Raw genomic sequence first — 25,224 nt, forward strand, 5'->3', positions numbered from 1 at the left:
CGGTGGTCACATCAGTGGGACGCGCGGCCTTCCCAGTGGGTTTACGCTCTTCCGGTTCTGGAGGGTTTCCCGGTTCCTTGGGGTGCATGACCCAGTCGTGTCCTCGCCAGGTGGCCTCGCCCGACCCTGAATCTGTCGAATTTATCGGGTGAAGTGTCGCACACTCACCCTAACCGTGGGGATCTTCCAACGCACGAAACGATGGATTACCAATTCACAACGGCATGGTCGGCATAGGGTCGGACCCAGGTGAGACTATGCCCGATCCCCCTCCCGGGCGGAAGACGCCGCCCTTCCGCTCCTGCCTGAAGCCGGCGGCGGAGTCCCTCACCGGGCTCGCCGTCGTCCTGGAGGGCCTGGCCAGCCTGCTGAACCTGGCGCCGGTCCTCCCGCCCCTGCTGCCCAACGTGGTCGTCGCCGGCGGCTACGCGCTGGCCGTGCTGGTGGCGGCGTGGCGGATGTCGCGGGCCCCGCAGGGCCGGGTCGGCGTCCGGCTGGCGCGGCTGCGGGCCCGGCAGGCGGCCGTCGCCGCCTTCCTCTACCGGCTGGCCGGCGGGCGGCGGGACGAGCGCGGGTGGCGCGTCGTCCTCCGGCTCGTGCTGGTCGCCGCCGCGGTGACCGGGGGCTGGGCCTTCGTCCGGTGGGCCGAGCGGGCCGACCTGGGCACGTGCGGGCACCCGGTGCAGGTACGGCTGGCCGTACCGGTGGAGCAGTGGGCGGCGCTGACCGACCTGGCCGCGCGCTACGAGCGCGAGCGCGCCGGCTCGTCGGGCTGCGCGCGGGTCCGGGTGGCCGTCGAGCGCGCGCCCGCCCCGGCCGAGCTGACCAGGGCCGCCCAGGACGGCTGGATCGACGAGCCCGGCGCGGAAGGCGTGCACCGCCCGCTGGTCGCCGTCCACCCCGACCTGATCGTGACCGCGCACGCCGAGCACCTCGCCGAGCTGGTCGCCGACCGGGAGACCCTGCTGAGCGCGGCCAATCTCGGTACCATCGCCACCTCGCCCCTGGTCGTCGCGGTCACCCCCAAGGTCGCCGAGGGCCTGACGCAGACCGACAAGCGCGAGTCGCTGGAGCGGCTGCGCTCGCTGCTCGGCGGCCGGCTCGCCCGCCCGCGCGGCGACCTGTCGGAGAGCGGCCTGGTCGCCACCGACGCGCTCTACCCGCCGGCCGAGATCGGCAAGGACCCCAACGGCGACGCGGGCAACCTCAACGACATCAACGCCGAGCTCGGCCTGTCCCCGGCCGGGGTGCCGCTCTCCGACGCCGTGGACCTGCTCTGCCACGCGCGGCAGGAGCTGGCCGACGGCGAGGATCCGGCGCTGGCGATGGTGGTCCCGGAGCACCTGGCGCTCACCTTCGCGCGGATGCCCGAGTGCGGCGAGCCCGAGCCGGGCGCCGCGGTCAGCTCGTTCTACCCGCCGAGCCTGCCGGTGCTCGCCTACGACCTGGTCCACCTGCGCTGGCGGGCCCAGCAGTCCTACGAGCGCGAACGCTGGACGGAAGACCTAGCGGCCTGGCTGGCGGCGGCCGGCGACCGCCTGGAGGACGAGCACCGCCTGCGCCGCGCCGACGGCGGCTTCCGCTCGGTCTCCACCCCGGTGGCCGACGTGGTCGCGCCGGGCGAGGTCAACGTCCGTGCGCTCCAGGACCGCATCGCCCGCGCCCACCCCCGCACCTCGTTCGCCATCGCGCTGGACGCCTCCGGCTCCATGGCCGACCAGGACGCGCTGGGACGCAGCGCGCTGGAGCTCGCCAAGAGCGCCGCCCGCGACCTGCTCGGCCGGCTGCAGGAGGGGCGTGACGAGGCGGCGGTGCTGACCTTCTCCGCCGCCGCCCCCGGCGCGCGGCTGCCCGGCGACACCTTCCGCGAGCTCGACCAGGCGGTCGAGCGGGTCCGGACCACCGGCAGCGACCTGCGCCTGGACCGGGCGCTCGACCAGGCGGCCCGGCGGCTGGCCGACAGCGGGCGCGAGCGCATCCTGGTGCTGCTCACCGACGGCGGTGGCGCGGGCGCGCTGCCGCCGGAGCCGTCGCCGCGGCGCGACTTCACCGTGCTGGCCCTGCTCACCGGCGGCGGCGACTGCGGCGAGCTGCGCGAGCGCCTGCTGCAGGAGGGCGACGCCTGCCACCGGATCGCCCCGTCCGACGACCCCGCCGACGTGGTCCACGAGGAGCTGATCAAGCTATGGCTGACCGCCGGACCGTGAGCGGGATGGCGATCGCGCCGCTGGTGTGGTTCGCCGCGACCCTGCTGGTGCTCGGCTTCGTGCCGGCCGTGGCCTGGAAGCTCGGGCACCGCGAGGAGTGCCCGCGGCCGGCCGCCGTGCGCGTGGCCATGGCCCCCGACGTCTCGGCGGACGACATCTGGCGGACCGTCATCGCCGCCTACCGAGGCGCCGAAGTGCAGGTCACGGAGGTTTCCGAGGTCGCCGACCTGATGACCGCCGAGCTGCGGGCCGACGGCGCCTCCCGGTGCCCCGGCTACGACGTCTACGCCCTCGACGTGGCGGCGACCGCCGAGTTCGCCGCCGCCGGGCTGCTGGACCCCTACCCAGGGAAGCTGACCGGCCTGGTCGGCGACCTGGCCGAAGGCGGCTCCTGGGACCGCATCCAGTACGGCGTGCCGTTCGCCGCCGACGTCGGGCTCCTCTACCGCCGCCCCGACCTGCCGGAGCCCCGGTCGTGGGCGGAGCTGTGGGCCACCGGTGAGACTCTGGCCGCCCAGCTCGCCGACTACGAGGGCGGCACGGTCAACCTGCTGGAGCTGGCCGGAGACCTGGCCGCCGCGCGCACCGCCGACGACAACGAGCAGTTCGGCGGCTCGTGGTCCTGGCGGGAGGGCGAGTCCCTGGCCGCCTTCGCCCAGGGCAGGACCGGCTACCTGCGGCACTGGCCCTACGCCTACCACCGGCTGCGCGCCCAGGGCGTGCCCTTCGAGGTCTCCGCGCTGCCCGGCACCCCGGCGCTCGGCGGCACCAACCTGGCGGTCGCGGCCGGGTCCGGCAAGGCCCAGGAGGCACGGGCCTTCATCGAGTACCTGCTGTCGCCGGAGGTCCAGCGCCGGCTCTTCGCCTGCGGCGGCTACCCGCCGGTGGTCGCCGCCGCCTACACCGACGTGCGGCCCTGCGACCTGCCCCGGCCCGCCGACGCCGCCGACCCGCCCGACCGGGAGCGGCTGTCGGCCTTCGCCGAGCTGGTCAAGGGCCAGCTCGAGCGGGCCGAGCGGCCCAAGCTGGAGCACTACCCCGAGTACGGCGAGGCCTACCGGCGCTGCCTGACGCTGGCCGTACGCGAGAAGGAGCCGGAAGGGATGGCCGACGTGCTGGCCGGTGCGCGGGCGGGGCGGATGACCGGCGGGGAGGCCTGCGGATAGGGTGAACGCCGTGACGGACTGTCTCTTCTGCAAGATCGTCGCCAAGGAGATCCCGGCCGAGGTCGTCTACGAGAACGACCGGGCGCTGGCCTTCCGCGACATCAACCCGCAGGCCCCCACGCACGTGCTGGTGATTCCCAAGGAGCACCACGCCACCGCCGCCGCGCTGGCCGAGGCCGACAGCGGCCTGGCCGACGAGGTGCTCAAGGCGGCCCACGCCGTCGCCGAGCAGGAAGGCGTGGCCGAGGGCGGCTACCGGATGGTCTTCAACACCGGCCCCGGCGCCGGCCAGACGGTCTTCCACGTCCACGCCCACGTTCTGGGCGGGCGGGATCTCACCTGGCCGCCGGGCTAAAACCCCCGAGACCTTTCCGCAGGTCCCGGATAGCATGGGGTTGACGAGTACCACTCCAGACCAGGAGGCACCAGGCCGTACGGCCTGCCCATGTCCGAGCCACACGAATCCCGCAGACCAGCCCCGCCGACTCGCACTCAGGCGAAGGTGCTGATTCCGGACGAACACTCGATGGTCAGCCTCCTGGGCTCCAGGGACGAGTTGCTGCGCGTCATCGAGGGCGCCTTCCGCGCCGACATCCACGTCCGGGGCAACGAGATCACCATCACCGGCAGCCCGGAGGAGAGCGGCGCCGTCGTGCGCCTGTTCGAGGAGCTGGTCGAGGTGCTGCGCACCGGGGGCGAACTGACCCCCGACGGCGTCGAGCGCAGCATCGCCATGCTCAAGATGACCTCCGAGCGGCCGGCCGAGGTGCTGTCCCTCAACATCCTGTCCTCCCGCGGCCGCACCATCCGGCCCAAGACGGCCAACCAGAAGCGCTACGTCGACGCGATCGACAAGCACACGGTCGTCTTCGGCATCGGCCCCGCCGGCACCGGCAAGACCTACCTGGCCATGGCCAAGGCGGTCAGCGCCCTGCAGGACAAGAAGGTCAACCGCATCATCCTGACCCGGCCGGCGGTCGAGGCGGGTGAGCGGCTGGGCTTCCTGCCCGGCACCCTCTACGAGAAGATCGACCCCTACCTGCGCCCGCTCTACGACGCGCTGCACGACATGCTCGACCCCGAGACGATCCCGAAGCTCATGGCGGCGGGCACGATCGAGGTCGCGCCGCTGGCGTACATGCGCGGGCGCACGCTCAACGACGCCTTCATCATCCTCGACGAGGCCCAGAACACCTCGCCCGAGCAGATGAAGATGTTCCTGACCCGGCTGGGCTTCGGCTCCAAGATCGTGGTGACCGGTGACGTCACCCAGGTCGACCTGCCCTCCGGGGTGGAGAGCGGCCTGCGCGTCGTCCAGGGCATCCTCAGCGACATCCGCGACATCCACTTCGCGCGGCTGTCCAGCGAGGACGTGGTGCGCCACCGGCTGGTCGGCGACATCGTCGACGCCTACGGGCGCTACGACGCCGAGCGGCAGAAGGAGCTGGCGGCGGTCAAGCAGCAGGGGCGCAGCCGGTACGGCACGCGCACGGGGGAGCGGTCATGAGCATCGAGGTCAACAACGAGTCCGGCGTCGAGGTGGACGAGCAGCGCATGATCGCGCTGGCCGGTCACGTGCTGGCCGCGATGGACGTCAACCCGCTGGCGGAGTTGTCGCTCATCGTGGTGGACGAGGACCACATGGCCGAGCTGCACGAGAAGTGGATGGGCGAGCCCGGCCCCACCGACGTGCTCTCCTTCCCGATGGACGAGCTGCGCCCGGGCGGCGGCGCCCGCGGCGACGGCGAGGGCCCGGTCGACCCGGCGCTGCTCGGCGACGTGGTGCTCTGCCCCACGGTCGCCGAGCAGCAGGCCGCCGAGGCCGGGCACAGCACGCAGGACGAGCTCGACCTGCTGCTCACGCACGGCATCCTCCACCTGCTCGGCTACGACCACGCCGAGCCGGAGGAGCACAAGGAGATGTTCGGCCTGCAGGCCAAGCTCCTGGAGGAGTGGCGCGACCGGTGAACGGCTGGTTGCTCCTGGCCGTCGTGCTCGTGGTGTGCGGCGGCCTGATCGCCAGTGCGGAGACCGCACTGTCGCGCATCTCCCGGGTGCGCGCGGAGGAGTTCGTGCGCGAGGGCCGGCCGGGCGCCAAGCGCCTGCAGGCGATCGTGACGGACCCGCCGCGCTACCTCAACCTGCTGCTGCTGCTCCGGCTGAGCTGCGAGCTGGTCGCCACGGTGATCGCCGCGGCGCTCTTCATCGACCTGATGGGCGACCAGGGCTGGGCGTACGTGACCGCCGCCGCGGTCATGGTGGTGGTGAGCTACGTCATCGTGGGCGTCTCGCCCCGCACCCTGGGCCGCCAGCACGCCGAGCCGATCGCGCTGGCCAGCGCGCCGGTCGTCTACGTGCTGACGAAGGTCTTCGGCCCGCTGCCGTCGCTGCTGATCCTGGTCGGCAACGCGCTCACCCCCGGCAAGGGCTTCAAGGAGGGCCCGTTCACCTCCGAGGCCGAGCTGCGCGACCTGGTGGACCTCGCCGAGGAGCGCCGGGTGATCGAGCCGGACGAGCGCGAGATGATCCACTCGGTCTTCGAGCTGGGTGACACGCTCGTGCGCGAGGTCATGGTGCCGCGCACCGACATGGTCTTCATCGAGCGGGGCAAGACGCTCGACCAGACGCTGTCGCTGGCGCTGCGCAGCGGCTTCTCGCGCGTCCCGGTGGTGGGCGAGAACGAGGACGACGTCATCGGCATCGCCTACCTCAAGGACGTGGCCCGGCGCATCTCCGAGCTGCGCTCGGGCGCCGAGCGGGTCGACACGATCATGCGCACCGCCAGCTACGTGCCGGAGAGCAAGCCGATCGACGAGCTGCTGCGCGAGATGCAGGCGCGGCAGATCCACCTGGCCATCGTGATCGACGAGTACGGCGGGACGGCCGGCCTGGTCACCATCGAGGACATCCTGGAGGAGATCGTCGGCGAGATCACCGACGAGTACGACCAGGAGGCTCCCCGGGTGGAGGAGCAGCCGGACGGCGCCCTGCGGGTGACCGCCCGCATGCCGATCTACGAGCTGGCCGAGCTGTTCGACACCGAGATCGAGGTGGACGACGTCGAGACGGTCGGCGGCCTGCTGGCGCACGCGCTGGGCCGGGTCCCGATCGCCGGGTCGGAGGCGGAGGTGGCCGGGCTGCGGCTGACCGCCGAGAGCCTCGCCGGCCGGCGCAACCGGATCAGCACCGTGCTGGCCCGCCGCGTCAAGACCGACGAATCCGACGAGCCCCTGCAAGCTACCGCCGACCAGGACTAGTCCTGGATTTTTCGGCATCAAGCGTTCTACAAGTGGATTGCAAGCTTCCTCCGGCAGTCTCTTCCTCAGACACCCTGTGCGGTGGGTGTCTGGGGGATCGTCCGGACACCGGGAGGGGTTCGCGGTCGCGAGGAGGATCCCAGGGGGGAGAGCAACGCGAGTTGCTCGACGGTTAAGGGTGCTCTCGCCTGGCGAGGGCACCCTTAAGCGTTTATTGGCGACTCCCGTGGATTGCCTCTTTCGTGGCCTGGGCACATGCTTGATCGTGAATCGGGGATCTTGGATAGTGATCGCCTGCTGCGCCCTGCTGATGACGGGATGCGGCGGCGAGGGGGCCCAGAACGCCGACGGTGAGGTGCGCCAGGAGCTACGGCGGCTGCGCGAGATCCTCAACCGCAGCCCGGCGTTGCCCGACGGTTTCTCGGCCAGGGCCCGCCCGGCCTGGTCGCCGCCCTTCGCCGTGCCCAGCCGGCCCTGCCGGGCGGTCCTGCAGGCCGCCGCCGGCCACGCGCCGCCGCGCGGCATCCGCGCCCAGGCCGCGGTCAGCTACGAGGGCGACCTGCTCGGCGAGACGGTCGCGGTCGGCATGGCCTCCTACACCGGTGAGGAGGCCGACTGGCACCTGCGCGACCTGGGCAAGTCGCTGAACGAGTGCACGAGCCTGACCGCGCGCGGCGGCACCACGCTGACGTTGCGCCGGCTCGACGTGGAGTCGGTGGGCGACGACGTGGTGGGCGGGCAGGCCAAGGGACGGCTCAACGGCTACCCGTACGCCATGAACGTGCTGCTGGTGCGCACCGGCGACACCGTCATCTCGCTGGTGCACACCGGGCTGGCCGCGGTGGACGGCCGGCGCACCCAGCAACTGGCGCGCTCGTTCCTCAAGTAACCTGGGCTCTCGTGGACCCAGAAGACAACAAGCTCATCGTTTTGGCCCGCTCGGCCCGCGCCCGCAACGAGTCCGTGGAGGGCGCCGCCGTACGCGACGAGACCGGGCGCACCTACAGCGGCACCGACGTCGCGCTGGCCGCGCTGAAGCTGTCGGCGTTGCAGGTCGCGGTGGCCACCGCGGTCTCCAGCGGCGCGCGTTCCCTGGAGGCCGCGGCCCTGGTCACCGCGGGCGAGGGCCCCGGCGCCGGCGACGAGGAACTCGTGCGCGAGCTGGGCGGCGTCCTGCTGGTCGCCGGCCCCGACGGGACGCTGCGGTCCTGACATGGCGATGTCCCCCTACCTGGCCGAGCTGCGCGCCGAGGTCGGCTCCCGCCTGCTGCTCCTGCCCGCGGTCACCGGCATGGTCTTCGACTCCTACGGCAGGCTGCTGGTGGCCCGGCACGAGGACCTCGGCTTCTGGGCCCCGCCCGGCGGCGGCGTCGACCCCGACGAGGTGCCCGAGGAGGCCATCGTGCGCGAACTGGCCGAGGAGGTCGGCCTCGAGGTCGAGGTGCGGGGGCTGATCGGCGTCTTCGGCGGCCCCGAGTTCCGCACCGTCTACCCCAACGGGCACGAGTGCGCCTACGTCAACGCGGTCTACGCGCTGGCCGTCGTGGGCGGCACGCCGACGCCCGACATGGAAGAGATCACCGAGGTCAGATGGGTCGGCGAGGAGGAGGCGTCGGGGCTCGAGATGCCCGCCTGGGCGCCCCGAGTGCTGCCCGCGGCCTTCGCCTGGTGGGACAATCACTAAGTGACCACAGAACATCACGCCGGATTCGCGTGCTTCGTCGGACGGCCCAACGTCGGCAAGTCCACGCTGATGAACGCCCTGGTCGGGCAGAAGGTGGCGATCACCTCCAGCAAGCCCCAGACCACGCGGCGGGCCATTAGAGGCATCGTGCACCGGCCGGACGCGCAACTGGTCATCGTGGACACCCCCGGCCTGCACCGGCCGCGCACGCTGCTCGGCGAGCGGCTCGACAGCCTCGTGCTCTCCACGCTCACCGAGGTGGACGTGATCGGGTTCTGCGTGCCGGCCAACGAGAAGATCGGCAAGGGTGACCGGTTCATCGCCGACAAGCTGGCCGCGGTGCGCAAGACGCCGATCGTGGCCATCGTGACCAAGACCGACCTCGCCTCCCGCGAGCAGATCGCCGAGCAGTTGCTGGCCGTCTCCGAGCTCGGCGAGTTCGCGGCGATCGTGCCGGTCTCGGCCGAGTCGGGCGAGCAGCTCGACATCGTGGCCGATGTGCTGATCGAGCACCTGCCGGAGTCGCCGCCGCTGTACGAGGGCGGGCAGCTCACCGACGAGCCCGAGCAGGTGCTGGTCGGCGAGCTGATCCGCGAGGCGGCGCTGGAGGGCGTGCGCGACGAGCTGCCCCACTCCATCGCGGTCGTCGTCGACGAGATGCTCCCGCGCGAGGGCCGCGACGACCTGCTCGACATCTACGCCCATCTGTTCGTCGAGCGGCCCTCGCAGAAGGCGATCATCATCGGGCACAAGGGCGAGCGGCTGCGCGACGTCGGCACCCGCGCGCGCAAGCAGATCGAGGCGCTGCTCGGCAGCCGGGTCTACCTCGACCTGCGGATCAGTGTGGCGAAGGACTGGCAGCGCGATCCGAAGCAGTTGCGCCGGCTCGGCTTCTACGACTGATCGCCAGCACGGCGAAGAGCACCACGGCCAGCGCGCAGCCGAGCGCGCCGTACCAGCCGGGCCTGAGCACCGAGCCGACCGTGATGTAGCCGAGGTCGAGCCCCACGTCGCTGCGCCCGGCGACGTAGGACACCACCAGGGCGGTGGCTCCCGCGCCGGGCAGGGCGGCCAGGGCGGTGAGCCAGCGCCGCCGGGTGAGCAGCCCGGCGACGCCCAGCGCCGCCGCGGCCAGTCCGGCGAGGAGCGTGTAGAGGCCCAGCGGGTCTTCCAGGCCGCGCGTGGTGGCGGACAGGCCGCCGCGGAACAGGCCGACGCCCGCCTCGACCGCCATCCACGGCGTGGTCGTGCTCAGAACCAGCAGGCCGCCGGCGAGCGCGACGGCGAAGGCGGAGGTTCGTGGTGAGGCCATGCCTTCACTGTAGGAGGCTTTCCCCCGGTTGGCACTCGCGCCGGGGGAGAGCCGGCCGTTGCGGTCAGGCGCAGTTCCAGCGGATGCCCTGGAAGTTGGCGTAGCGGGCCCACTGGTAGGTGCGCCCGTAGCCGTTCCCGTTCACCAGGAAGCACGGGCTGTCCGGGCCGACCCGCTTGACCTGGAACGAGATGCGGTAGGTGCAGTTGTTGGTCACCTTGACGGTCTGGGAGACGCGGCCGGTCCAGTGGTCCACGCGCACGCAGTTGGCGGCCTGAGCGGCCTGCGCCGGCTGAGCGGCCTGCGCGGCGGGGGTGGCGGCGGCCAGGGCGCCGAGGGAGAGGGCACCGGCGGCGAGCACGGAGCCGAGCTTGGCGAAGGTGTTCATGGTGGTCCTCCTTGGTCGGATGCTCCGGGGCGGTTCCCGGCGACAGGAGGAAAGTAGGCCGGGGCGTGTTGAGGTCTTGTTGAGTCCGCGTCAGGCCCCGGCCGCGGCCAGCCAGGCGTGGGCCTGTTCGTCCAGCTCGCGGGCCTGTTCGGCGTCGCCTTCCGCCCGGTTGACGCGGGCGAGGGCCTGGAGGGCGCGGGCGCCGAGCAGCCGGTCGCCGAGCCGGGTGGCGAGGTTCCGTGCCTGCTGGGCGGCCTGCCGGGCGGCGGCCGGCTCGCCGCGGTCCAGCTCCGCCTCGGCCAGTTCGAGCAGCGCGTCGGCGTGCCGGTGGCGTTCGCCCAGCTCGGCCAGCCCGGCGGCGGCCTCGGTGAGCCGGGCCACGGCCTCGCCCGCGCGGCCGGCCAGGCGCAGCGTGCTGCCCAGGGCGAGCAGGGTGAGGGCCTGCTCGTGCGGGCGGCCGGCCGCCTCCAGGCAGCGGCCCAGGCTGCGCTCGGCCTCGGCCAGGTGCCCGAGGGCCAGGTGCGCCTGGCCGAGCCGGCGGCGCACGGGCACGGTGTCGGCCCCGGCGCGCAGCGCCAGCCCGAGCGCGCGGCGCAGCACCTCGTGCGCCTCCTCCCAGCGCTCCTCGGCCAGCAGCAGGTCGCCCAGATCGCGCTCGGCCAGGGCCTCGGCCCGCGGCTGTCCGGTACGGCGAGCCGCCTCCAGCCCGGCCGTGGCCACCTGCCGCCAGTCGGCCAGCAGCCGGTGCCGGTCGAGGAACGGCGTCAGCAGGTGGGCCAGCCGGTGGCAGGCCTCGTCGAGCCCGGCCCGGCCCAGGTCGGCGGTGAAGGCCACCAGGAAGCCGTGCTCGGCCAGCAGCCACTGCACCGACTCGCGGATGTCGCGGGTGGCCAGGATCGTGGCCGGATCCCCGGAGACCAGCGTGAACCGGGCGATGCCCACCCGCGCCATGACCTCCTCGGCCAGCTCCGCCAGCACCTGCGGGATCGCGTCGAGCCGCTCGCGGGCGAACAGCCGGGTCAGCGGGTGCAGCCGGTAGCGCGGCTGGCCCGCCACGTCCACGCCGTGCGGGTCGAGCAGCCCGGCGTCGGCCAGCGGCTCGGCGTGCGCGGAGCCGACCAGCCACTCGCCGAAGTCGGGCGCCGACAGTGCGCCCAGCCGGCACAGCGCGGCCCGCGCGGGCTCGGCCAGCCCCTCGTAGCCGAGCGCGAGCACGCTGCGGACCTCCAGGTCCCCGGCGTGCAGCCCGTCGAGCCGGCCGCGCTCGTCGGCCAGCAGCCCGGCCAGGTGCGCCGCGCTCCACCCCGGCCGCGCGGCCAGCCGCGCCCCGGCCACCCGCAACGCCAGTGGCAGGCCGCCGCAGCAGGCCACCAGCTCGTCGTACGGCCCGCGCTCCCCGGCCAGGTCGCTCAGCAGGGCCGTGGCCTCGTCCGGCTCCAGCAGCCCCACGGCCACCCGCCGCGCCCCGGTGAGCCCGGCGAGCGTGGACCGGCTGGTCACCACCGTCGGCGCGGCGGTCAGCAGCGGCCGGACCTGTGCCTCGGCGGTGACGTTGTCGAGCACCACCAGCACCCGCCGGTTGGCCGCGTACGTCCGCAGCAGCCGCTCGCGCCGGTCGGCCGCGGCCGGCACCGCCCGGGCCGGGCAGCCGAGCCAGCGCAGGAAGTCCTCCAGCACCGCGCCCGGCGGCGTCTCGCGCAGGTCGGCGTAGAGGATGCCGTCCGGGAAGCCGGTCCTGGCCCGCCAGGCGGCGTGCACGGCCAGCGCCGACTTGCCCACGCCCGCCGGCCCGTGCACGACGGTGACCTGCGGGCCGACCACCTCGTCGAGCAGGGCGGCCCGGCCGGTGAACGGCGTGACGTCCGGCGGCAGCAGCAGCGGCGGCCCGGCCGCCACGTGCAGCGAGACGTCGTCGTGCAACATCCGGTGGTGCAGGAGTTGCAGATCGGGGTCGGGCTCGATGGCGTGCGCGGCGTCCAGTTCGGCGCGCAGCCGCCCGTAGCACTCCAGCGCCTCGGCCCGCCGCCCGCTGCGGTAGAGCGCCAGCAGGAGCAGGCCGTGCAGGCGCTGGGCCAGCGGGTGCCGCTCGACCAGGCCGCGCAGCTCGGCCAGGGCCTCCCGGTGCCGCCCGGCGTTCAACTCGGCCTCCAGCCGCCGCTCCAGCGCCAGCAGCCGCAGCTCGGCCAGTTCCTCGCGCAGCCGCCGGGTCTGGGTCCACCGCTCGGCCCGCGGGTCGACGTCCTCCAGCGCCTGGCCGCGCCACAACGCCAGCGCCGGGCCGTACTCGCCCCGCTCGACCAGGTCGCGGAAGCGGTTGACGTCGAGCTGGGCGGGGGCGATGGCCAAGGTGTAGGTGCCGGAGACGGTGGTGATCACGTCCTTGCCGAGCACCTGCCTGAGCTGGCCGACGTAGCCGCGGACCAGGGAGTCGGAGCGCTCGCCGTCCTCGTGCGGCCACAGCAGCCGCCGCAACTGCGGCACGGTCAGCGGACGCCGGGCGTTGAGCAGGAACATCGTCAGCAGATCACGATGTTTGGGCGCGGTGGGGGTCAGGTCCTGACCGCCGTCGCTCACTTCCAGTGAACCCATGATCCGGAAGTCCATAGGGCCCTAGGATGGCACAGCCGATGGCTCCCTTGACTGCTTCCGACCCACAGCGGCTGGGCCGCTACGCCCTGGCGGGCCGGCTGGGCGCCGGCGGCCAGGGCGTGGTCTACGAGGCCTACGGCGAGGCCGGCGAACGCGTGGCGATCAAGGTGCCGCGCGCGGGCGACCCGGCGGCGCGTGACCGGCTGGCGCGCGAGGCCGCGGCGGCGCAGCAGGTCGCCGCCTTCTGTACGGCACGCGTCATCGAGGTCGATCTCGCGGTGCCGTACATCGTGAGCGAGTTCGTGCCGGGCCCGAGCCTGCGCGAGGTGGGCCGGCTCGACGGCGAGGGCCCGCACCGGCTGGCGGCCGGGGTGGCGGCGGCGCTGGCGGCGATCCACCAGGCGGGCATCGTGCACCGCGACCTCAAGCCGGACAACATCATCCTCGGCCCGGACGGCCCCCGCGTGATCGACTTCGGGGTGGCCAGGCAGGCCGGGCCGACCACGAGCGGGCCGGTGCTCGGCACGCCGACGTACATGGCGCCGGAGGTGCTGGCCGGACGGGCGGCCGGGCCGGCGGCGGACGTGTGGGCGTGGGGCCTGGTGGTGCTCTTCGCCGCGACCGGGCGCGACGCGGTCGAGGGGGCGCTGGGCGCGCTCGGCTTCCGGCCGGAGCTCGGCGCGCTGCCGGAGGCGCTCCGGGACCCGGTGCGCCGGGCGCTGGAGCGTGAGCCCGCCCACCGGCCCTCCGCCCGCGACCTGCTGCTGGCGCTGCTGGGCGAGGTGGCCGACCCGCTGGCCGCCGGTGGCGAGGCCGCGGCCGACCTCACCGGGCAGGGCGGTCCCGACCTGGGCACGGTCGCCGAGGAGCTGTTCGAGGAGCTCACCGAGGCCGAGCGGGCGCGGGCGCCGGAGGTCTTCCTGCGGCTGGTGGACGGCGAGGGCGAGCCGCGCCGCACGCCGTACGACGAGGTCGGTGAGGCGGGCCTGCTGGCCGGGTACGTGGCCGCCGGGCTGGTGAGCGAGAGCGCGGACGGCTACGCGCTGGCGGGCCCGGCGCTGGTGCGGGCCTGGCCCCGGCTGCGCGGCTGGGTGGCGGCCAACCGGGACGGGCTGCCGGTCCACCGGCGGCTGACCGAGGCGGCCCGCTCGTGGCAGGAGCACGCCCGCCGGCCGGCCGACCTGCTGCACGGCAGCGTCCTCGACCGCACCCTGCGCTGGGCGGCCACCGAACGAAAGGACGTGACGCTCACCGAGCTGGAGAGCGACTTCCTGGCCGCCGCCACCCGGCGGGAACGCAGCGCCTCGCGCCGCCGCGGCCTGCTCGCCGGCGCGCTCGGCGTGCTGCTGGTCGCCGCGCTGGGCGGGCTGGGGCTGGCCGAGTACCGGCGCGGCGTCGCCGACCGGCAGCGGGACGAGGCCACCGCCAGGTCGCTCGCCCTGCGCGCCGCCGACCTGCGGCAGAGCGACCCGCGGGCGGCCATGGCGCTCAGCGTGGCCGGCTGGCGGCTCGCGCCGGACCTGGCGGAGACCCGCGAGGCGCTCAACAGCTCGCTGGCCCAGCCGCTGCTCGACGTCTTCGCCGAACCGGAGGCGGCGCCGGGCACCACGTACGCGCTCAGCCGCGACGGCCGCACGCTGGTCGCGGTGGCGGGCGGCCGGGCCGCGCTGTGGGACGTGCGCGAGCGCCGCAGGACCGGCCTGATCACCGGGGTCGGCGAGGCGGTCAAGGCCGCGCTCAGCCCGGACGGGCGCACCCTCGCCCTCCAGGACGCCCGGCGGGTGCGGCTGTGGGACGTGGCCTCCGCGCGGCCCACCGGGGTGGAGCTGGACAGCCCGATCAGCCTGCCGCACATCGGGCTGCTGGAATTCGACGCCACCGGGCGGCGGCTGGCGGTGCCGTCGGGGGAGTGGGCGGTCGCCTGGTGGGACCTCGCTACCCGCACCCGGCTGCTGAGCCCGGACGGCGTGCCGTACGACGCCCTGAGCCCCGACGCCGCGTACGGCGTGGTGCGCTCGGGCGGCAAGGCGGGGCCGGTGGAGCTGTGGGAGACGGGGCCGCGGCGGCGGCTGGAGCGCTCGTGGCTGACCGCCAAGACCGAGTCCGACGACGCCGCGTTCAGCGCGGGCGGCGGCCTGCTGGCCCTGGTCGAGCCGGGCGACAGCACGCAGGAGCGCGTCGTCCGGCTGCGTCGCTGGCCCTCGGGAGAGGAGGTCTCCGCCACCGTCGCGCCGGCCGCCGGGCTGCAGGTGGCCTTCGGGTTCGGCGACCGGTACCTGGCGATCTGGAGCCTGCTGGGCGACTTGATCGTGCTGCGCACCGACGACGGGACCGCGGTCGTGCGCCGCAAGGTCGCCGACGACCTCGACCTGGTCCGATTCGACGAGACCGGGCGCGTGCTGCGGCTGTTCGCCCTCGACGGCGAGGTCACCACGCTCGACCTGGCCCACCTGTTCGACGAGCCGCGCACCGCCGTCGCCGGGAGCTCGGCCGTGCTGGGGCCGGGCGGGCGGCTGCTGGCCACCTTCGCCGGCGGCCGGGCCCAGCTCTGGCACGCCGGTACGGCCCGCCGCATCGGCCCCGCCGTGGAACTCGGCGGCTACCGGGCGGAACTCGCCTTCGACCCCACCGGCAGCCGCCTGGCCGTGGGCGGGCAGGCCGGGGTGCGGGTGCTCGACACCTCGTCCGGCCAGGTCCTGCACTCCTTCAGCCACGGCGCCGAAGGCGTGGACGAGCTGGCCTTCGTCCCGGGCGGGCTGCTGGTGGACACCTTCCAGCCCGAACGCCTGGAGCTTCGCGCCGGCCCGCGGGTTGTGCCCGTCGGCCTGGCCGAACCGCTGGCCGAACCGCTGGCCGAACCGCTGGCCGTACGCCCCGACGGGCGGCTCGCGCTGGCCGGGAACCCGCCCACGCCGTTCGACCCGGCCACCGGCCGCCTGCTGCCCGCGCCCGCCGGCCTCGGCGCGTTGTCCGGGCCAGCCGCGTTCAGCCCCGACGGCAGCCTGGTGGCCTTCGCCGGGGACGAGCGGATCCGGTTGTGGAAGGGCGATCTGAGCGGACCCGCCGGAGACCTCCCCGCCGCCGGGATCACCGAGTTCGTCCGCTGGTCGCCGGACGGCCGGCTGCTGGCCTCCTACGAGCGGGGCGACCGCGTCCGGCTGTGGGAGGTGGCCGGGCGGCGCTCGCTCGGCGTGCTCTTCGACGGCGGCACCGAGATCGGCGCGCAGAGCGGCGCCTCGCTGGCCTTCGCCGGCTCCTCGCTGGCCGGCGCGGTGCCCGGCGGGATCGTCCGGAGCTTCCCGCTGGAACCGGCCCGGGTGGCGGCGGCGGTCTGCGCGCGGCTCACCAAGCCGCTGACCGAGGCCGAGTGGACGGCGCTGGACCCCGGCACGGCGCCGATCACGGAGTGCAACCGCTGAGAAATCGGCCTGCAAGCCCTCGAACCTACCGTCGGCACATGCGCTCGAAGTTCCTGCTCGGCGTCGCCGCCACGGCCTGCGCCGCCCTCCTGCTGCACTCCCAGGCCGCCGCCGCGGCCCCGCCCAAGCCCGCCAAGGTCGCCGGGCAGCTCTTCAAGGCCTGGCTGGCCGACGACCCGGCCGCCGCGGCCGCGCTCGCCTCGCCGGCCGCGGTCAAGACGCTGTTCGCCTACACGTTCCGTGCCCCCGACACCGGGCCGCACTGCACGGGTGGCGTCTGCGACTTCCGGCACACCAGCGTCACCGTGCCGGGCGGGCTGAACGGCATCCGCATGATCGTCTCCGGCTCGAAGGTGACCCGCGTGTACACCTCGCGCCATCTCACCAAGCCCTCGGCCGCGGCCAAGTGGCTCTACGGCGCCTACCAGCGCGGCGACCGGCACGCGGCGCTGGAAGTGGCCTCGACCGGGGCGGTGAAGCAGCAGTTCAAGGTCAAGTACGACCCGAACTCGACGCCCCACCAGTTCATGGGCTGCTCGAAGGAGCCCAAGGGCTACGTGTGCCACTGGTACTACGAGGGCGGCTCGGTCGGGATGCACGTGCGCGGCACCAAGGCGCGCGGCTACCACGTCTCGTTCCTCACCTACGTCGCCGACTGAGCCGTCCACTGGCCCCACGCGTCGAGGGGCCGGTAGCCCAGCTCGTCGTTGACCGCCACCATGGGCGCGTTGCTCGCCGCGTTCCAGGTGACCAGGCGCTCCACCGAGGGGGCGTCGCGGCGCAGGCGCACCAGGTTGGCCGCCTTGAGCAGCACGCCCAGCCGCCGGCCCCGATGCTCGCGCAGCACGGTCGTGTCGGCCTGCAGCCCCCAGGCCGGTTCGCCGTCCTCGTCCACGTAGATGCGGGTGAAGCCGGCCGGGACGCCGTCGGCCAGGCGGCGCGCGACCACGACCAGCGACCGCTGGCGGCACGGGCCCAGCGCCTCCTCGGCGAAGGCCACCCGCTCCCGCCCCCAGTCGGGTTTGTCCACCCCCTCGGCCTGCGGGGCGTCGTTCATGCCCTGCATCAGGGCGGTCAGGTCGTCCAGCCGCGCGCCGCGCGCCGGGCCGTCCCAGTACTCCAGCTCGTAGCCGGGCACCCGCACGGCGGCCAGCTCCCGGTAGCGGTCCCAGCCGGCCGTGCGCAGGTCGAGCAGGCGGCGCACCGAGGCGTAGGTCTGGTCGAAGCCGAGCGCCTTGGCGAACCCCGCCGTGGCGCCCTCCGCCCGGGCCCACGTCAGCACCGCGCCGCGGCCGTTGGCCCGGGCCCGCTCATGGACGTGCGCGATCAGCGCGCGGCCCACGCCCCGGCGGCGGTGCGCCGGATGCACGGTCAGCGCGAGCAGCTCGGCCAGGTGCGGGTTCTCGTCCTCCGGGAACTCCAGCGCGTAGCCGCCGACCACCTCGCCGTCCGCCACCGCGGCCCAGGCCTCGTGCGGGTAGCCGGCCCAGCCCCGGGTGATCATCCACGCGAACCTCGGCCGGGATCGGGGCGGCTCGGGGCGCTCGTCGTCGCCGGCCACGTAGGCCGCGTAGTAGCCGTCGAGCAGGTGACCCGGCCGGTCGAGATCGATGCGGTGCAGTTCCATGCCGCCCAGCCAAACCGACGCGGAGAGGCGGGCGCCACGGGTTTTCCGGCGCCCCTACTGCTGGTAGTTCTCCACCTCGCCGGGCGGGCGCACGCCGGAGGCGTCGGGGTCCTCGCCGAACTCGCGCCGGGCCCGGCGCTGGCGCAGCAGATCCCAGCACTGGTCGAGCGCGACCTCGACCTCCCGCATGCGCGCGTTCTCCTCGTCGGAGCCGATCGAGCGGTCCTGCAACCGGGAGCGCAGCTCGTGCTCCTCCGCCACCAGATCCTTGATCCGGCCCAGAATCTCGTTGTCCTGCATGATCCTGACTCTAGCCACCGCGTGATAGAACACGCCCTATGTCTGGTATCGCGCTGGTAAGAAAGCCCGGACCGCGGCTGGCCGACGGCCTCGTCACCCACCTCGAACGCACTCCGGTGGACCCCGTTCTGGCGCTCGCGCAGCACGCCGCCTACGTGGCCGCGCTGGAGGACAACGGCTGGCGCGCGGTCCACCTGGAGGCCGCCGACGAGCTGCCGGACGCCCCCTTCGTCGAGGACACGCTCGTGGTGGCCGGGCGGCGGGCCGTCCTCACCCGGCCCGGCGCGCCCGAGCGGCGGCCCGAGGTGGACTCCACCGCGCGTGCCGTCCAGGACCTCGGCCTCGACGTGCGGCGCATCGAGGCCCCGGGCACGCTCGACGGCGGCGACGTGCTGCAGGTCGGCCAGACCGTCTACGTCGGGCGCTCGGCGCGCAGCAACGACGAGGGCATCGCGCAACTGGCCGCCGCGCTGCCGGACCACACCGTGGTGCCGGTGGAGCTGCGCGGCGTGCTGCACCTCAAGTCCGCGGTCACCGCCCTGCCTGACGGCACGCTCATCGGCGACCCCGCCTTCGTGGACCTGCCCGGCCTGCTGGTGCCGCCGGAGGAGGCCGGCTCGCACGTCGTGCCGCTCGGCGGGACGCGGCTGCTCATGGCCGCCTCCGCCCCCCGCACCGCCGCCCTGCTGGAGGCGCGCGGGCTTTCGCCGGTCAAGGTGGACATCTCCGAGTTCGAGAAGCTGGAAGGCTGCGTCACCTGCCTTTCGGTTCTCATCATGTGAGACCAGGGCCGGGTCATCGCGAGACGTCTGGTAGCGTGCTTGACATGCTGCGCGGGCTGCTTCTTCTTAGCCGCCGCGGCGGGGGCCTGTAAGAGGCCGGCTCCCTCGCCGCGGTGCCGCTTCCGCGTGTCGGCCGCTTTCCGTCTTGACGAAACCGGCGAGGAACCCCGATGACTTCTCAGCAGCCCAGTGGCATGCCCATCCACCGTTACCAGCCCTTCCAGCCCGTACGGCTGGCCGACCGCACCTGGCCCGACCAGGTCGTCACCAAGGCCCCCCGGTGGTGCGCGGTCGACCTGCGCGACGGCAACCAGGCCCTGATCGACCCGATGGACTCCCACCGCAAGCTGCAGATGTTTGAGCTGCTGGTCCGGATGGGCTACAAGGAGATCGAGGTCGGCTTCCCGGCCGCCTCCCAGACCGACTTCGACTTCATCCGCAAGATCATTGAAGAGGGCCGCGTCCCCGAGGACGTGACCATCCAGGTGCTGACCCAGGCCCGCCCCGAGCTGATCGAGCGGACCTTCGAGTCGCTCACCGGCGTGCACCGCGCCATCGTGCACCTGTACAACTCCACCTCGACCCTGCAGCGCCGCGTCGTGTTCGGCCAGGACCGCGAGGGCATCACCGCCATCGCCGTCGAGGGCGCCAAGCTGGTCAAGAAGCTCGCCGAGGCCAGCGAGGTGGACGTCCACTTCCAGTACTCGCCCGAGTCCTTCACCGGCACCGAGCTCGACTACGCTGTCGAGGTCTGCAACGCGGTCAACGAGGTCTGGCAGCCCACCCCCGACCGCAAGGTCATCATCAACCTGCCCGCCACCGTCGAGATGGCCACGCCCAACATCTACGCCGACCAGATCGAGTGGATGAACCGGAACCTGGCCCACCGCGACTCCATCATCCTGTCGCTGCACCCGCACAACGACCGCGGCACCGCCGTCGCCGCCGCCGAGCTCGGCTACCAGGCCGGCGCCGACCGGATCGAGGGCTGCCTGTTCGGCAACGGCGAGCGCACCGGAAACGTCTGCCTGGTGACCCTGGGCATGAACCTGTTCTCGCAGGGCGTCGACCCCGAGATCGACTTCAGTGACATCGACGAGATCCGTCGCGTCACCGAGTACTGCAACCAGCTCCCCGTGCACCCGCGCCACCCGTGGGGCGGGGAGCTGGTCTACACCGCCTTCTCCGGCTCCCACCAGGACGCCATCAAGAAGGGCTTCGAGCACCTGGAGCGCGACGCGGCCGCGGCCGGGGTGCCGGTGGACGACTACACCTGGGCCGTGCCGTACCTGCCGATCGACCCGAAGGACATCGGGCGCAGCTACGAGGCGGTCATCCGCGTCAACAGCCAGTCCGGCAAGGGCGGCGTGGCCTACATCATGAAGGCCGACCACCAGCTCGACCTGCCGCGGCGGCTGCAGATCGAGTTCTCCCGGGTCGTGCAGGCCCAGACCGACGACCAGGGCGGAGAGGTCACGCCCGCGCAGATGTGGGACGTCTTCGCCGATGAGTACCTCCCCAACCCGGCCAACCGCTGGGGCCGGCTGGGCCTGATGGCGCACCGGCACGAGTCGACCGTCGACGAGAAGGACCGGATCAGCGCCGACGTGCGCTTCGACGCCGAGATCCGGGAGATCAGCGGCACCGGCAACGGGCCCATCTCGGCCTTCGTGGACGCGCTCGGCGCCGTTGGCGTGGAGGTGCGGGTCCTCGACTACGTCGAGCACGCGCTGACCTCCGGCTCGGACGCCAAGGCCGCCTCCTACGTGGAGTGCGAGGTCGGCGGGCAGGTGCTGTGGGGCGTCGGCATCGACGCCAACACCACGACGGCCTCGCTCAAAGCCATCATCTCGGCCGTCAACCGGGCCACCCGGTAACCGCCTTCCGCCCGGGGGCGCCACGCGCCCCCGGGCTATCGGCCGGGTGCGGGGACGCCGCTGTAGTCGGCCTCGGGCAGCTTGGTGATCTCGGAGGCCGCGGCGCGGGCCTGTTCGACCCGCAGATCGGCCTGGTCGGGCATCGTCGCCAGGACGCCCTCCCACCGGGTGCCGCCCTCGCCGGTGACCGGCTGCCAGGCCAGCAGGAAGGCGGGCGAGCCGTCCGGGCGCAGCACGAGCGGCGGCATCCGCAGCGGCTGCGGCTCGGTGTCGTCGCCGGGCGCGGGCCGGGGGACCGGCGAGTAGTCCACGCCGGGGAGCTGTTTCAGCTCCGCGGCGGGCGCCCACCGGTAGTTGAGCCCGTGCACGCGGTGGCCGTAGACGTCCACCTGTGACTGCGGTACGGCGAGGCGGGCCTCCCAGACGGGCTGCCCGTCGGCCGTGCCCCGCCGCCAGGCCAGCAGGAAAGCGGGGGATTTGCCGGCGTAGAGCACCAGCGGTGGCATCTGAAGCGGTTCGACCTGATCCACAGCACGCAGGGTAGCCGCGCGGTCCGACAAAACGGGAGACCCACCGCGAACGGGGGAGGCCGCGCCCCCGGGCGAGGGGGACGCGGCCTCCGGTCTGCGGTGCCTCGGGCTGATCAGGCCGAGGCGGTGGCCTCCTGCTTGGGCTCGGACGGCAGGTCCAGGCTGTCGCGCAGGGTGGCCGGCTTGAGGAAGGCCGCGGCGATGATGCCGACGACCGCGATGCCCGCCGAGACGAGGAAGATGTGCCCGGTGGCGTCGCCGTACGCGACCTTGATGATCTCCTGGATCGGCTCCGGCAGGCTGCCCAGGTTGGGGCCGATCTTGCCGGTGGTGGCGCCCGTGACGGGGACGCCGGCCTTGGCCAGGCCCTCCAGGGCGTTGGCGGTGACCTGGTTGGCCAGGATGGCGCCGAGGACGGAGACGCCCACGGTGCCGCCGAGCGAGCGGAAGAAGGTGATCGCGCCGCTGGCGGCGCCGATCTCGCGGAGCGGCACGGTGTTCTGGACGACCAGGACGAGGTTCTGCATGGACATGCCGACGCCGATGCCGACCAGGAGCATGTAGAGCGAGATCAGGACCAGCGACGTGGCGTGGTCGATGGTGGACAGGCCCAGGAAGCCGGCGGTCAGGACGATCAGGCCGACCATGATGTACGGCTTGGTCCTGCCGGTGCGGGAGACCATCCGGCCGCTGATGGTGGAGGAGAGCAGGACGCCGGCCATCATCGGGATGGTGAGCAGGCCCGCCTCGGTGGGTCCGAAGCCGCGGCTGGTCTGGAAGTACTGGCCGAGGAAGACCGAGCCGCCGAACATGGCCATGCCGACCGCGAGGCTGGCCAGGATGGCCAGGGCCGGGGTGCGGCGGCGGATGACGTGCAGCGGGACGACGGGCTCCTTGACGCGGGTCTCGACCCAGGTGGCCAGGGCGAGCAGCACGACGCCGCCGCCGGCCATGGCCGCGGTCTGCCACGACAGCCAGGCGAAGCTGTTGCCGACGAAGGTGACCCAGATGAGCAGGACGCTGACGCCGGTGGCGATGAGGGTGGCGCCCCAGTAGTCGATGGAGACGCCGGTGCGGCGGGTGTCGGGCAGGTGCAGCGTCTTGGCCAGCAGGACCAGGGCGACCGCGGTGAACGGCACGGCGATGAAGAAGCACCAGCGCCAGCCGAGCCAGGAGGTGTCGGTGAGCAGGCCGCCGAGCAGCGGCCCGCCGACGGTGGCGACGGCCATGACGGCGCCGAGGTAGCCGTTGTAGCGGCCGCGCTCCTTGGGGCTGATCATGGCGGCGATGATCACCTGCGCCAGGATCTGCACCGCGCCCATGGCCAGGCCCTGGACCGCGCGGAAGGCGATGAGCTGCCCGGCGTTCTGGGCGAAGCCGCAGGCCAGCGAGGCCACGGTGAACAGCACGATGGAGATCTGGAGCAGGAGCTTCTTGTCGAACAGGTCGGCGAGCTTGCCCCAGATCGGCGTGGAGGCGGTCGAGGCCAGCAGCGAGGCGGTGATGACCCAGGTGAACTGCGACTGCGTGCCGTTGAGGGCGCCGATGATCTGGGGGAGCGCGACCGAGACGACGGTCCCGCTGATCATCGCGACGAAGAGCACGAGCAGCAGGCCGCTGAGCGATTCGAGCACCTGGCGGTGGTTCATGGGTGCCGCCGTGGGCGGCGCTGCCGGCTGTGCGCTCATTCGCGACCTCCAGGAAAGGGGATGACTGGGACACCATACATGCACAGTGAGAAAGTTTGCGCACTGGGCATTTATTCCCCTCCGGTAAGCTCGTCCGCATCATGGACACGACAGTCGGGTTGCGCGAGCGCAAGAAGGCCGAGACGCGCCAGGCGGTGCACGAGGCCACGTTGCGGCTGGTGATGGAGCACGGGCTCGACCACGTGACGGTCGAGGCCATCGCCGACGCGGCCAACATCTCGCGGCGGACCTTCTCCAACTACTTCGAGAGCAAGGAGGACGCGCTGCTCTACGGCGACGAGCAGCGCGTGGCGGAACTCGTCCAGCTCGTCCGCGACCAGCCGGCGGAGTACTCGGCCTGGCAGGCGTTGCGGGGGGCGTTCGCGTCCTACTACGGCGAGCAGGGCTCGCCCGACCGCGAATGGCTGCAGCGCGCCCGGCTGGCCAAGCAGCACCCGTCGTTGCTGGCGCGGCAGCTCGCCGGCCGGGTCCGGCTGGAGAACGAGCTCGGCCAGCTCCTGGCCGGGCGGGTCCAGCCGGACGGGGTGGACCCGATGGTGATCGCCGGCGCGTTCCTGGCCGCGCTGCGGATCGCCACGCACCGGTGGCTGGCCGAGGAAGAGGCCCGCACCCTGCAGGAGGTCAGCGACGAGGTGCTCGACCAGTTCGCGCGCCCGTTCCGGTGACCGTCAGCCGAGCAGCCCGAGGACCCGCTCCAGCGGCAGTCCCGGCACCCGCCGGCCCTGCCGCCCGGTCATGGTACGGCCGGCGACCAGGGCGTTGAGCACGGCTTCCTCCACCGCCTCGACCACCGCGCGGTAGAACGGGTCCATCCATCCCCAGGGCACGAAGCGCAGGCTCTCGTAGACCGCCGCGCCCTCGGGGAAGCCGCTGGTGAGCGCCCCGGCGTTGGCGGTGGAGAAGGCCAGGAAGATGTCGCCGGAGAAGTGCGAGCCGGTGGTCCCGGTCCTGGCCAGGCCCAGCGGGACCCGCCGGGCGAGCGCGGTGCACTGGCCCGGAAGCAGGGGCGCGTCGGTCGCCAGCACGACGATGACCGAGCCCGCGCCGGGCGGGGGCGCGGCGTCGGCGAACGGGTCGTCGTCGAGCAGGAACGGGCCGACCGGCCGGCCGGTGATGGTGAGCTCGCGGCGGGCGCCGAAGTTGGCCTGGACGAAGGCGCCGACGGTGTAGGTGTCCTCGCCGTGCGAGACCAGCCGGGAGGCGGTGCCGCTGCCGGCCTTGAAGCCGTAGCAGTTCATGCCGGTGCCGCCGCCGACCGAGCCCTCGGCGATCGGGCCGGGGTGCGCGGCGTCGATGGCCGCGACGGCGTGCTCGGGCCGTACGTGATCGCCGGTGATGTCGTTGAGGTAGCCGTCCCAGGTCTCGGCCACCACCGGCAGCAGCCACTCGTGCGCCCCGGCGGGCCGCTCGCGGGTGACCCACTCGACGACGCCGCGGTGGCAGGAGCCGACCGCGTGCGTGTTGGTGATCATGATGGGCAGGCCGGCCGAGCCGCTCTCGCTGATCCAGGCGGTGCCGGTCATCTCGCCGTTGCCGTTGAGCGAGTGCCAGCCCGCGGCGCACGGCAGGGCCAGGTCGGGGCGCGGTCGGGGGAGGATCGCGGTCACGCCGGTGCGCACGTCGTCGCCGGCCACGAGCGTGGTGTAGCCGACCTCGACGCCGGGGACGTCGGTGATCGCGTTGTGCGCCCCGGGCAGCCCGGCGAGCGCGAGGCCGAGGTCGCGCGCCCTCACAGGCTCACCCCCGTGACGCCGGCGGCGTAGGCGCGGATCTGCGCCGCGGCCTGTGCGGGGGTGACGGTCGGCACGGCCATGGTGGCGTGCAGGCCGTAGCCGTCCTCCAGGGTGACGAGGTTGCGCGCGATCACCACCGCGTCGCCGGTGAGGGCGAAGCGGCCGGTGGCCGCGCCCGCTTCCAGAATGGCCACGTAGATTCCCACCTGTCGTTCGTAGAGCCGGATGTACTCGGCCGCGCAGCCGGCGTCGCGCCGGGCGATGGCGCCGAGCTCGTAGAGCAGTACGCACAGTTCGTCGCGCGGGTCGCCGGGCAACCCGCTGTCGATCATCGCGGCCAGCTTGCGCCCCGGGTCGGGCTCCTCGCGCACCGCCTCCTCACGGGCGGTGCAGAAGCGCTCGACCGCCTCCCGGTGCACCTCGCGCAGCAGGTCGGTGAGGCCGGGGAAGTAGTAGAGCACCGAGCCGGGTGACATGCCCGCCTCCTCCGAGACGTCGCGCAGCCGCAGCCCCAGCAGGCCGCGCTCGACGACGCTGCGGCGGGCCGCCTCGATCAGGTGCGCACGGCGTTCGTGCGCACGGGAGGGTCGTGCCATCTCACCTCTCAGTTGTCTGAATGACATTCAAAGCTATTGACGGGGCCG

24 protein-coding genes are annotated in these 25,224 nt (G+C 73.5%); 15 read left to right on the plus strand and 9 right to left on the minus strand.

The window, feature by feature from the left end; all coding sequences use genetic code 11:
- Nucleotides 1–257 precede the first annotated feature (257 nt).
- The 10 genes from ACIBG7_RS07720 to era all read left to right on the plus strand — a co-directional run bounded on the left by ACIBG7_RS07720 (nt 258) and on the right by era (nt 9,217).
- Nucleotides 258–2,207 (plus strand): vWA domain-containing protein, encoded by a 1,950-nt coding sequence (locus tag ACIBG7_RS07720; protein ID WP_357927319.1) that lies wholly within the window; start codon nt 258–260, stop codon nt 2,205–2,207.
- Entirely contained in the window at nt 2,186–3,373 is a 1,188-nt protein-coding gene (locus ACIBG7_RS07725; protein ID WP_357927317.1) for an extracellular solute-binding protein, read from the plus strand. Before ACIBG7_RS07720 ends, ACIBG7_RS07725 begins: the two co-directional genes overlap by 22 nt.
- Before the next feature lie 10 nt (nt 3,374–3,383).
- A complete protein-coding gene (locus tag ACIBG7_RS07730) occupies nt 3,384–3,728 on the plus strand; it encodes a histidine triad nucleotide-binding protein (RefSeq protein ID WP_397335561.1) in 345 nt (114 codons plus the stop codon).
- A gap of 90 nt (nt 3,729–3,818) precedes the next feature.
- Nucleotides 3,819–4,880 (plus strand): PhoH family protein, encoded by a 1,062-nt coding sequence (locus ACIBG7_RS07735; protein ID WP_357927313.1) that lies wholly within the window; start codon nt 3,819–3,821, stop codon nt 4,878–4,880.
- Nucleotides 4,877–5,341 carry an rRNA maturation RNase YbeY gene (ybeY, locus tag ACIBG7_RS07740; RefSeq protein ID WP_397335562.1) on the plus strand — a complete coding sequence of 155 codons (465 nt, stop codon included), beginning with the start codon at nt 4,877–4,879 and terminating at the stop codon, nt 5,339–5,341. The genes ACIBG7_RS07735 and ybeY overlap by 4 nt, the downstream gene beginning before the upstream one ends.
- Entirely contained in the window at nt 5,338–6,630 is a 1,293-nt protein-coding gene (locus ACIBG7_RS07745; protein ID WP_357927310.1) for a hemolysin family protein, read from the plus strand. The genes ybeY and ACIBG7_RS07745 overlap by 4 nt, the downstream gene beginning before the upstream one ends.
- 286 nt (nt 6,631–6,916) lie before the next feature.
- Nucleotides 6,917–7,519 carry a hypothetical protein gene (locus ACIBG7_RS07750; protein ID WP_357927308.1) on the plus strand — a complete coding sequence of 201 codons (603 nt, stop codon included), beginning with the start codon at nt 6,917–6,919 and terminating at the stop codon, nt 7,517–7,519.
- Nucleotides 7,520–7,530: 11 nt separating this feature from the next.
- The gene (locus tag ACIBG7_RS07755; protein ID WP_357927306.1) at nt 7,531–7,842 is read left to right on the plus strand and encodes a cytidine deaminase; all 312 of its coding nucleotides are present in this window, start codon (nt 7,531–7,533) and stop codon (nt 7,840–7,842) included.
- A gap of 1 nt (nt 7,843) precedes the next feature.
- Complete coding sequence (locus ACIBG7_RS07760) at nt 7,844–8,314, plus strand: NUDIX domain-containing protein (protein ID WP_357927304.1); 471 nt, start codon at nt 7,844–7,846, stop codon at nt 8,312–8,314.
- Nucleotides 8,315–9,217: a GTPase Era gene (gene era, locus ACIBG7_RS07765; protein ID WP_397335563.1), complete on the plus strand. Its 903-nt coding sequence runs from the start codon at nt 8,315–8,317 to the stop codon at nt 9,215–9,217.
- On the opposite strand, the gene ACIBG7_RS07770 is transcribed toward era, so the two are convergent.
- From ACIBG7_RS07770 to ACIBG7_RS07780, 3 genes are all read right to left on the minus strand, one after another.
- Nucleotides 9,153–9,626 carry a hypothetical protein gene (locus ACIBG7_RS07770; RefSeq protein ID WP_357927300.1) on the minus strand — a complete coding sequence of 158 codons (474 nt, stop codon included), beginning with the start codon at nt 9,624–9,626 and terminating at the stop codon, nt 9,153–9,155. The two genes, era and ACIBG7_RS07770, sit on opposite strands and share 65 nt — an antisense overlap.
- 64 nt (nt 9,627–9,690) lie before the next feature.
- Nucleotides 9,691–10,014, minus strand: a complete 324-nt coding sequence (locus ACIBG7_RS07775; protein WP_357927298.1) for a hypothetical protein — start codon at nt 10,012–10,014, stop codon at nt 9,691–9,693.
- A gap of 90 nt (nt 10,015–10,104) precedes the next feature.
- Nucleotides 10,105–12,603 (minus strand): BTAD domain-containing putative transcriptional regulator, encoded by a 2,499-nt coding sequence (locus ACIBG7_RS07780; protein ID WP_397335564.1) that lies wholly within the window; start codon nt 12,601–12,603, stop codon nt 10,105–10,107.
- A gap of 38 nt (nt 12,604–12,641) precedes the next feature.
- Here ACIBG7_RS07780 and ACIBG7_RS07785 point away from each other — a divergent pair, with 38 nt between their 5' ends.
- Nucleotides 12,642–16,022, plus strand: a complete 3,381-nt coding sequence (locus ACIBG7_RS07785; protein WP_397335565.1) for a protein kinase — start codon at nt 12,642–12,644, stop codon at nt 16,020–16,022.
- A 38-nt stretch (nt 16,023–16,060) separates the two neighbouring features.
- Nucleotides 16,061–16,681 carry a hypothetical protein gene (locus ACIBG7_RS07790; protein ID WP_397335566.1) on the plus strand — a complete coding sequence of 207 codons (621 nt, stop codon included), beginning with the start codon at nt 16,061–16,063 and terminating at the stop codon, nt 16,679–16,681.
- Here the strand turns inward: ACIBG7_RS07790 and ACIBG7_RS07795 are convergent.
- Nucleotides 16,666–17,649 (minus strand): GNAT family N-acetyltransferase, encoded by a 984-nt coding sequence (locus ACIBG7_RS07795; protein ID WP_397335567.1) that lies wholly within the window; start codon nt 17,647–17,649, stop codon nt 16,666–16,668. The two genes, ACIBG7_RS07790 and ACIBG7_RS07795, sit on opposite strands and share 16 nt — an antisense overlap.
- 54 nt (nt 17,650–17,703) lie before the next feature.
- The gene (locus tag ACIBG7_RS07800) at nt 17,704–17,949 is read right to left on the minus strand and encodes a DUF2630 family protein (RefSeq protein WP_357927289.1); all 246 of its coding nucleotides are present in this window, start codon (nt 17,947–17,949) and stop codon (nt 17,704–17,706) included.
- A 38-nt stretch (nt 17,950–17,987) separates the two neighbouring features.
- Here ACIBG7_RS07800 and ddaH point away from each other — a divergent pair, with 38 nt between their 5' ends.
- Complete coding sequence (gene ddaH / locus ACIBG7_RS07805; RefSeq protein ID WP_397335568.1) at nt 17,988–18,731, plus strand: dimethylargininase; 744 nt, start codon at nt 17,988–17,990, stop codon at nt 18,729–18,731.
- A 194-nt stretch (nt 18,732–18,925) separates the two neighbouring features.
- Nucleotides 18,926–20,608: a 2-isopropylmalate synthase gene (gene leuA, locus ACIBG7_RS07810; protein ID WP_397335569.1), complete on the plus strand. Its 1,683-nt coding sequence runs from the start codon at nt 18,926–18,928 to the stop codon at nt 20,606–20,608.
- A gap of 35 nt (nt 20,609–20,643) precedes the next feature.
- Here the strand turns inward: leuA and ACIBG7_RS07815 are convergent, their stop codons facing one another.
- Both ACIBG7_RS07815 and ACIBG7_RS07820 read right to left on the minus strand, forming a co-directional pair.
- On the minus strand, nt 20,644–21,138 hold the full coding sequence (locus tag ACIBG7_RS07815; RefSeq protein WP_397335570.1) for a hypothetical protein: 495 nt from the start codon (nt 21,136–21,138) through the stop codon (nt 20,644–20,646).
- A 113-nt stretch (nt 21,139–21,251) separates the two neighbouring features.
- Nucleotides 21,252–22,787, minus strand: coding sequence for an MDR family MFS transporter (locus ACIBG7_RS07820; RefSeq protein ID WP_397335571.1), 1,536 nt, complete (start codon nt 22,785–22,787; stop codon nt 21,252–21,254).
- A 140-nt stretch (nt 22,788–22,927) separates the two neighbouring features.
- On the opposite strand from ACIBG7_RS07820, the gene ACIBG7_RS07825 reads away from it, so the two are divergent.
- On the plus strand, nt 22,928–23,512 hold the full coding sequence (locus ACIBG7_RS07825; protein ID WP_357927281.1) for a TetR/AcrR family transcriptional regulator: 585 nt from the start codon (nt 22,928–22,930) through the stop codon (nt 23,510–23,512).
- A 3-nt stretch (nt 23,513–23,515) separates the two neighbouring features.
- On the opposite strand, the gene ACIBG7_RS07830 is transcribed toward ACIBG7_RS07825, so the two are convergent.
- Together ACIBG7_RS07830 and ACIBG7_RS07835 are read right to left on the minus strand one after the other, a co-directional pair.
- A complete protein-coding gene (locus tag ACIBG7_RS07830; RefSeq protein ID WP_397335572.1) occupies nt 23,516–24,580 on the minus strand; it encodes a P1 family peptidase in 1,065 nt (354 codons plus the stop codon).
- Entirely contained in the window at nt 24,577–25,176 is a 600-nt protein-coding gene (locus tag ACIBG7_RS07835; protein WP_357927277.1) for a TetR/AcrR family transcriptional regulator, read from the minus strand. Before ACIBG7_RS07835 ends, ACIBG7_RS07830 begins: the two co-directional genes overlap by 4 nt.
- Nucleotides 25,177–25,224 lie beyond the last annotated feature (48 nt).

Origin of the sequence: Nonomuraea sp. NPDC050328, from assembly GCF_044459405.1 — a bacterium.
Classification (GTDB): Bacteria; Actinomycetota; Actinomycetes; order Streptosporangiales; family Streptosporangiaceae; genus Nonomuraea.

Bases quoted from the DNA above. Each gene is read 5' to 3' on its own strand.
- ACIBG7_RS07720 (WP_357927319.1), top strand. From the start codon at position 258: ATGCCCGATCCCCCTCCCGGGCGGAAGACGCCGCCCTTCCGCTCCTGC.
- ACIBG7_RS07800 (WP_357927289.1), bottom strand. From the start codon at position 17,949: ATGCAGGACAACGAGATTCTGGGCCGGATCAAGGATCTGGTGGCGGAG.
- ybeY (WP_397335562.1), top strand. From the start codon at position 4,877: ATGAGCATCGAGGTCAACAACGAGTCCGGCGTCGAGGTGGACGAGCAG.
- ACIBG7_RS07770 (WP_357927300.1), bottom strand. From the start codon at position 9,626: ATGGCCTCACCACGAACCTCCGCCTTCGCCGTCGCGCTCGCCGGCGGC.
- ddaH (WP_397335568.1), top strand. From the start codon at position 17,988: ATGTCTGGTATCGCGCTGGTAAGAAAGCCCGGACCGCGGCTGGCCGAC.
- ACIBG7_RS07825 (WP_357927281.1), top strand. From the start codon at position 22,928: ATGGACACGACAGTCGGGTTGCGCGAGCGCAAGAAGGCCGAGACGCGC.
- ACIBG7_RS07725 (WP_357927317.1), top strand. From the start codon at position 2,186: ATGGCTGACCGCCGGACCGTGAGCGGGATGGCGATCGCGCCGCTGGTG.
- ACIBG7_RS07790 (WP_397335566.1), top strand. From the start codon at position 16,061: ATGCGCTCGAAGTTCCTGCTCGGCGTCGCCGCCACGGCCTGCGCCGCC.
- ACIBG7_RS07795 (WP_397335567.1), bottom strand. From the start codon at position 17,649: ATGGAACTGCACCGCATCGATCTCGACCGGCCGGGTCACCTGCTCGAC.
- ACIBG7_RS07760 (WP_357927304.1), top strand. From the start codon at position 7,844: ATGGCGATGTCCCCCTACCTGGCCGAGCTGCGCGCCGAGGTCGGCTCC.
- ACIBG7_RS07775 (WP_357927298.1), bottom strand. From the start codon at position 10,014: ATGAACACCTTCGCCAAGCTCGGCTCCGTGCTCGCCGCCGGTGCCCTC.
- ACIBG7_RS07735 (WP_357927313.1), top strand. From the start codon at position 3,819: ATGTCCGAGCCACACGAATCCCGCAGACCAGCCCCGCCGACTCGCACT.
- ACIBG7_RS07785 (WP_397335565.1), top strand. From the start codon at position 12,642: ATGGCTCCCTTGACTGCTTCCGACCCACAGCGGCTGGGCCGCTACGCC.
- ACIBG7_RS07820 (WP_397335571.1), bottom strand. From the start codon at position 22,787: ATGAACCACCGCCAGGTGCTCGAATCGCTCAGCGGCCTGCTGCTCGTG.
- ACIBG7_RS07780 (WP_397335564.1), bottom strand. From the start codon at position 12,603: ATGGGTTCACTGGAAGTGAGCGACGGCGGTCAGGACCTGACCCCCACC.
- ACIBG7_RS07835 (WP_357927277.1), bottom strand. From the start codon at position 25,176: ATGGCACGACCCTCCCGTGCGCACGAACGCCGTGCGCACCTGATCGAG.
- leuA (WP_397335569.1), top strand. From the start codon at position 18,926: ATGCCCATCCACCGTTACCAGCCCTTCCAGCCCGTACGGCTGGCCGAC.